The organism is uncultured Ellagibacter sp., from assembly GCF_934636505.1.
GTDB lineage: Bacteria > Actinomycetota > Coriobacteriia > Coriobacteriales > Eggerthellaceae > Ellagibacter.
The window spans coordinates 1-6,433 of record NZ_CAKUAL010000092.1 but is presented as its reverse complement, the minus strand read 5'-3'; the positions used below and the strand labels follow the sequence as shown (position 1 = coordinate 6,433).

Sequence of the window (6,433 nt, the reverse complement as noted above, 5' to 3'; positions counted from 1 at the left end):
CTCTACGCCCGCGACATCTAGGAGGACCTTATGACCATCAAGCTCGGACTCGTCGGCACCGGCACGGTTGGTGGCGGTTGCATTGACATCCTTCAGAAGCACAAGGAGGACTTCAAGCGCCATTACGGCATCGATGTGGAGCTTGCGCGCGTCTGCTCGCGCGACCCTGAACAGGCCGAAGCTCACGGCGTGAGCGATCTGTTCACGTTGGATTACCACGACATCATCAACGACCCCGACATCGACATCGTCATCGAGCTCATCGGCGGCACCACGGTGGCGCGCGATGTGGTCGTGTCGGCCCTCGAAGCGGGCAAGAACGTCGTCACGGCCAACAAGGCGCTCATGGCGACCCACGGCGAGGAAGTCATGCACCTGGCGGAGAAGATGAACCGCGAGCTCGCCTTCGAGGCGTCCGTCGGCGGCGGCATTCCCATCATCGACCCGCTGAAGCATTCGCTCATCTCGAACGAGGTGACGTCTGTCATGGGCATCGTGAACGGCACGACGAACTACATGCTCACGCGCATGGTCGACGACAACCTCTCTTACGACGAGGCGCTCAAGGAGGCCCAGGAGCGCGGCTTCGCCGAGGCCGACCCCACGGCCGACGTCGACGGCTTCGACGCTGCGGCGAAGATTGCCATCTTGGCGTCGATCGCCTTCAACTCGCGCGTCACGCTCGACGACGTGCACACCGAGGGCATCCGCAACATCACGACGCTCGATCTGGACACCGCCGACGACATGGGCTACGTCATCAAGCTTTTGGCGATTGCCCATCGCACGCCCGACGGCATCGACGTGCGTGTCCATCCCACGATGCTCCCGAAGGCGCACCAGCTCGCGACTGTGAACGGCGTGTTCAACGCAATTTACGTGACGGGCGACGCCGTGGGCGAGACGATGTTTTTCGGCGAGGGCGCGGGCGCGGGCCCGGCGGCGAGCGCCGTTATGGGCGACGTGCTCGAGGTGGCGCGCCATCTCACGCTGGGCGTTTCCCCCATCGTGGGCTGCACCTGCACTGACAACCTGCCCATCCTTCCGGTGGAGGAGCTGCAGACGAAGTACTACATCCGCTTCGCTGTGGCCGACCGCTCGGGCGTGCTCGCCGCGATGGCGGGCGTGTTCGCCAAGCACGGCGTTTCCGTGCGCTCCGTGGTGCAGCGCGGCAACTCCGAGCACGAGACGGTGAACCTCTCCTATGTCACGCACACCGCCAAGGAGGCAAGCGTGCGTGCGGTGCTCGCGGAAATCGCAGGGCTCGAAGACGTTCTGCGCGCCGAGCCGTCGGTGATCCGAGTGGAGGGCTAGCGCGCCGCGCTTGCTTTCTGCGACCTGCTGCTGGGGAGGCGAGGGCTCGTCCTGGGTGCACCTGTTGCGTCCCGAATTTTGGACATGCTCGCCTCGCGATAAGGCTTCGAGAGCCTGGCTTTTCGGAAACTAATCCGAGGCCAGGCCCTTCTTTTTTGCTCGCGCGAACCGCCTGGCAAGTTGAACGCGCTTTGGTCGCCAACTCGGGGGAGAGCTGCACGATCTGGTCGAGCGGCGCCGTGTGCTGGGGCCGTGCTACCGTTTGTTCTACAACAGCCGCTTCATTTGGTGCGCGGGTGGGGCATTCCGTGCTCCGCCATGGTGATTTGCTCTGAAGTGTTCGATGCGTTTGCCGACAACAACCCGTGAAGACGCCGCAAGCGGGAAAACTGCTTCCCCTAAACGCAGGCGTTCGGTCGAGGGAGAAAAAACCGGGGCAGAACCGCTTTCGCAATCCCTCCCCGTAAAACCAAATGGTTTTGCTATGTGTGGCTAGTCTAGCAGGTTGAATCCTCTTGTCAAACGTTCGATAGAGCACGTAAACCGGTTCACCTCGAATGCGTGGTTGGATGGTCAATCGCGGTGAAGCATCTGTGAGCCTCATTTCCTCCTTCCCCCGTCCCTTCGCGAGTCGCCTGTGCCTTTCTCGCGGCGGTTTCCCAAAGGCGCGCGGGTGCTGGTAGAATGCTATCCATGTGTAAAAACGATGCTACAACCAACGAAAAAAAGCCCAACCAGCTCACGCACCGCGTGATGGTGGGTAACGTGCCCTTGGGCGGCGGCGCCCCTGTGGTGGTGCAGTCCATGCTGAACGTGCCCGCGAACGACGTGGACGCCAACCTCGCGCAGATTCGGGAACTTGCCGCGGCGGGCTGCGAAGTGGTCCGCATGGCCATTCCGCGCCGCGATTGCCTCGACGCCTTCCAGCGCGTCTGCGAGCAGTCGCCCCTTCCCGTGGTGGCCGACGTTCACTTCGACGCGCAGATCGCCGTGGAGGCGGCGCGTCGCGGGGCGGCCAAGCTGCGTATCAACCCTGGCAACATAGGCGGCCTCGCAAAGACCGACGCCGTGCTCGACGCCGCAGGTGAGGCGGGCATTCCCATCCGCATCGGCGTGAACGCGGGCTCGCTTGACCAGGACCTCGCCGCGCGGCGCGACCTTACGCTTCCGCAAAAGCTCGCCGCGTCCGCCGCGGGTTACGTGGAATACTGCGAGGGCCGCGGGTTCCACGACCTTGTGGTGAGCGCGAAGGCCCACGACGTCATGACCACGGTGCGTACGTATCGCCAGCTCTCGCGCGATTTGCCCCATATTCCTTTGCACATCGGCATCACCGAGGCGGGAACGCAGTTCCAAGGCATCATAAAAAGCGCCTCTGGCCTGGGAATCCTTTTGGAAGAAGGCATCGGGGACACCATGCGCATCTCGCTTACCGACGACCCCGTCGTCGAGATGCGCGCGTGTTGGGCGCTGCTTTCGGCGCTCGATTTGCGCCGCCGCGGCCCGGAAATCATCAGCTGCCCCACGTGCGGGCGTTGTCAGGTAAACTTGATCGAGCTGGCCAAGCAGGTTGAATCCAACCTCATGAGCACGACCAAGCCCATAAAGGTCGCCGTCATGGGCTGCGTCGTCAACGGTCCTGGCGAGGCGCGCGATGCCGACATCGGCGTGGCGTGCGGCGCGGGCGTGGGCGTCGTGTTCAAGCACGGAGAAGTGCAACGGAAAGTGGAAGAGCACGCCATCGTCGACGTGTTGATGGAGGAGATAGGAAAACTATGAGTGAAGTTATGCGAATGAGCAAGCTCTATGCTCCGACGCTGAAGGAAGACCCCGCGGATGCGGAAATCGCGAGCCACAAGCTGATGCTCCGCGCGGGCATGATCCGCAAGACCGCTTCGGGCGTGTACACCTTCCTGCCGCTTGGCTACAAGGTGCTCTCGAAGGTCGAGAACATCGTGCGCGAGGAAATGGACAAGATCGGCGCGCAGGAAATCATGATGCCGGCGCTGCAGCCGGCGGAGCTGTGGCACGAGTCCGGCCGCTGGGACGACTACGGCCCCGAGCTCATGCGCCTCGTCGACCGTCACGACCACGGCTTCTGTCTCGGGCCCACTCATGAGGAGCTCATCACGTCGCTCATCCGCAACGAGCTGCGCTCCTACAAGGAGCTTCCTTGCACGCTCTACCAGATCCAGGTGAAGTTCCGCGACGAGATCCGACCGCGCCTGGGCCTGTTCCGCAGCCGCGAGTTCATCATGAAGGATGCGTATTCCTTCCACGCCACGCAGGAATCACTGCAGGAAACCTACGATGACATGAGCCGCGCCTACGGCACGATCTGCGACCGCTGCGGCCTGGATTACCGCCCCGTCGAGGCCGATGGCGGCCAGATCGGCGGCAAGGTGACGACCGAGTTCATGGCGCTTGCCCCGGCAGGCGAGGCGGAGCTTGTGCACTGCACCTGCGGTTATGCTGCGAACACCGAGGCTGGCGAGTGCCTGGCCCGCCCGACGGAATACGAGGCCACCGAGCTTAAGAAGATCCACACCCCGGGCGTCCGCACGATCGAGGAGCTCGCGGAGTTCCTCGACATTCCCGAAAGCTCCACGGTAAAGGCGCTCTCCGGCAAGGATGCCGAGGGCAAGCTCGTCGTGATGTTCGTTCCCGGCGACCACGAGCTCAACGAGATCAAGGCCGAGCGCGCCGTTCCCGGGTTTGCGCTGCTCACCGACGAGGAAATGGAATCCTTCGGCCTGCACAAGGGTTCGATGGGTCCGGTCGGCCTGCCCGAGGGTGCGCGCATCATCGCTGCTCGCAGCCTGAAGGGCATCGGCCATTGGGTTGTCGGCGCGAACGAGGACGACTACCACTACGTGGGCGCCGAAGAGGGCCGCGATTTCACGGTGGACGAATGGGCCGACCTGTGCGTCGTGAAGCCCGGTGACTGCTGCCCCGACTGCGGCCTGCCGCTTTCGGGTTCCCGCGGTATCGAGGTTTCCCAGGTGTTCCAGCTGGGCACCCGCTACTCCGAGACCATGGGCGCCACCTTCCACGACGAGGACGGCGTGGAGCACCCGTTCATCATGGGCTGCTACGGCGTGGGCGTCTCCCGCACGGTGGCTGCCATCGTCGAGCAGCACAACGACGAGAACGGCATCCAGTGGCCGTTCAATGTCGCGCCTGCTCACGTGTGCATTATCCCGCTTACGGTTGGAGACGACGAGGTGCAGCCCGCGGCTGAGAAGCTCGCGAGCGAGATCGCCGATTTCGGCTTTGACGTGGTCATCGACGACCGCAAGGAGCGCGCCGGCGTGAAGTTCGCGGACGCCGACCTTATCGGCTGGCCGCTGCAGGTGGTCATCGGCAAGCGCGGTCTGGCTGAGGGCAATGTGGAAGTGAAGCTGCGCCGCACGGGCCAGAAGAAGGACGTCTCGCTTTCCACCATTGCCGAGCTGCTGCGCTTCGCGAAGCGCAACGCTCGCAAGCACCCCTCCGGCCTGGGCGCTTTCGCAGGCATCTTCGAGTAATCGGGATGGGCAAGACTTCCAGCATCAAAGGCGTGCTGTTCGACTTGGACGGCACGCTGGTCGATACCGAGGCGCTCATCCTGGCGTCGTTTCGCTACGCGACGAAGACGGTGTTAGGGCGTGACATTCCCGACGAGGAGCTGCGCGCGAAGATCGGTCAGCCGCTCACGGTGCAGATGTGGGACTGGGCCGACGGCAGCCAGGAGGTGCACGATAAGCTCTTCGACACCTACCTCGAGCACAACGACCGCATCCACTCGCAGCTCATCAGGTCGTTTCCCGATACAACGGCGGTGCTTGGGAAACTTGCGGCGGCGGGGCTTCCGCTCGGCATCGTCACGTCGAAGCGCAGCGGGAACGCCCGCCGCGCCATGGAGAGCACGGGGATCGAGGGGTACTTCGACTTCCTCGTCGCGCCCGATACGTTCCCCGCGCACAAGCCCGACCCGGCGCCGGTGCTGCACGGCTGCGAGCTTTTCGGCGTTTCGCCTGATGAATGTATCTACATCGGCGACAGCCCCTACGATCTGCAGGCGGGACGGGGCGCCGGCTGCGTGACGGTCGCCGCACTCTGGGGCATGTTCGCCCGTGAGGAACTCCTGGCAGAGCACCCCGACTACGCGATCACCTCGCTTTCCGAGCTTGTTCCGATAGCGGCGGGGAAGTAGCTCTGGTCCGGCGGGGCGCCCATTTGGCGAATGGGAGCGGGGCATTTAATCAATGCGGAAACTAAATGTCCTTTCGAAGTGGTAGTATTCAGGCCAAGTGAAACTGCGCACCTGGGGAGGAACATATGAGCGCTTCCGCCAAGCCCACCGAGAAGTTATTCAAGTCGTTTCTGGCCGCTGTCCTGGCCATATCTCTCTGCCCGCTGATGCCTGCCGACAAGGCGCAGGCGGAAGAAGCGGGGGATTCGGGTGAGCCAGCCGATGCGGCTCAGATGTCTGATGAGGGTTTGGGCGGAGATGCTGACCCTACTGAAGGTGCTCTCGCTGCAGACAACTCCGACGCTGATCCTGAACTGGCGGGGGGGAACGACGGCACTGAAGACGAAGGCGCGCTCGACGATAGCAATGTCGCCTTGCAGGCAGCAAACGATTCGGGAACCCCAATCGTCAACTGGACCAAATGCGGCACCTGCCAATGGATGATCGATTCAAGCGGGTGTTTGATAATTAAACCAGCGAATGGTGAATCGGGAAGCTTGGAAAATTGGGATTCTCGTGGTTGGTACCCTGAAGATATATCTCCCTGGCGGAGTCATGCAGATAAAATTGTTTCCGCGAAAGTCGAAAATGGGGTAATAGCCAAAACGACACGAGGGATGTTTTGTAAATGCTCAGAGGTGGTATCGATCGACCTATCGGGTCTCGACACTTCTGAGGTTGCAGACATGCGAAGCATGTTCTCGGACTGCTCCTCCCTCGTGTCCCTCGACCTCTCATCGCTCGACACGTCGAGCGTGACGGACATGTCCGGCATGTTTCGCGACTGCTCCAAGCTCGCCTCCCTCGGCCTCTCCTCCTTCGACACCTCCAGCGTGACCAGCATGTACTGCATGTTCGAAGGCTGCTCATCCCTGGCCTCCCTCG

General features: G+C 62.6%; 5 protein-coding genes. All 5 read left to right on the top strand.

All coding sequences use genetic code 11. From position 1 onward, the window contains the following. Positions 1-30 precede the first annotated feature (30 nt). Positions 31-1,314 carry a homoserine dehydrogenase gene (locus tag Q0G18_RS08670; protein WP_297152071.1) on the top strand — a complete coding sequence of 428 codons (1,284 nt, stop codon included), beginning with the start codon at positions 31-33 and terminating at the stop codon, positions 1,312-1,314. A 693-nt stretch (positions 1,315-2,007) separates the two neighbouring features. Further along, positions 2,008-3,093, top strand: coding sequence for a flavodoxin-dependent (E)-4-hydroxy-3-methylbut-2-enyl-diphosphate synthase (ispG, locus tag Q0G18_RS08665; protein WP_297152069.1), 1,086 nt, complete (start codon positions 2,008-2,010; stop codon positions 3,091-3,093). Further along, the gene (locus Q0G18_RS08660) at positions 3,090-4,841 is read left to right on the top strand and encodes a proline--tRNA ligase (protein ID WP_297152066.1); all 1,752 of its coding nucleotides are present in this window, start codon (positions 3,090-3,092) and stop codon (positions 4,839-4,841) included. Before ispG ends, Q0G18_RS08660 begins: the two co-directional genes overlap by 4 nt. 5 nt (positions 4,842-4,846) lie before the next feature. Beyond that, complete coding sequence (locus Q0G18_RS08655) at positions 4,847-5,509, top strand: HAD-IA family hydrolase (protein ID WP_297152063.1); 663 nt, start codon at positions 4,847-4,849, stop codon at positions 5,507-5,509. A 125-nt stretch (positions 5,510-5,634) separates the two neighbouring features. After that, positions 5,635-6,433 (top strand): BspA family leucine-rich repeat surface protein (locus Q0G18_RS08650; protein ID WP_297152060.1); only part of this gene is annotated, 799 nt, incomplete at its 3' end.

Excerpts from the sequence above, each read along its gene's own strand:
- ispG (WP_297152069.1), top strand. The coding sequence starts at position 2,008 with ATGTGTAAAAACGATGCTACAACCAACGAAAAAAAGCCCAACCAGCTC.
- Q0G18_RS08670 (WP_297152071.1), top strand. The coding sequence starts at position 31 with ATGACCATCAAGCTCGGACTCGTCGGCACCGGCACGGTTGGTGGCGGT.
- Q0G18_RS08655 (WP_297152063.1), top strand. The coding sequence starts at position 4,847 with ATGGGCAAGACTTCCAGCATCAAAGGCGTGCTGTTCGACTTGGACGGC.
- Q0G18_RS08660 (WP_297152066.1), top strand. The coding sequence starts at position 3,090 with ATGAGTGAAGTTATGCGAATGAGCAAGCTCTATGCTCCGACGCTGAAG.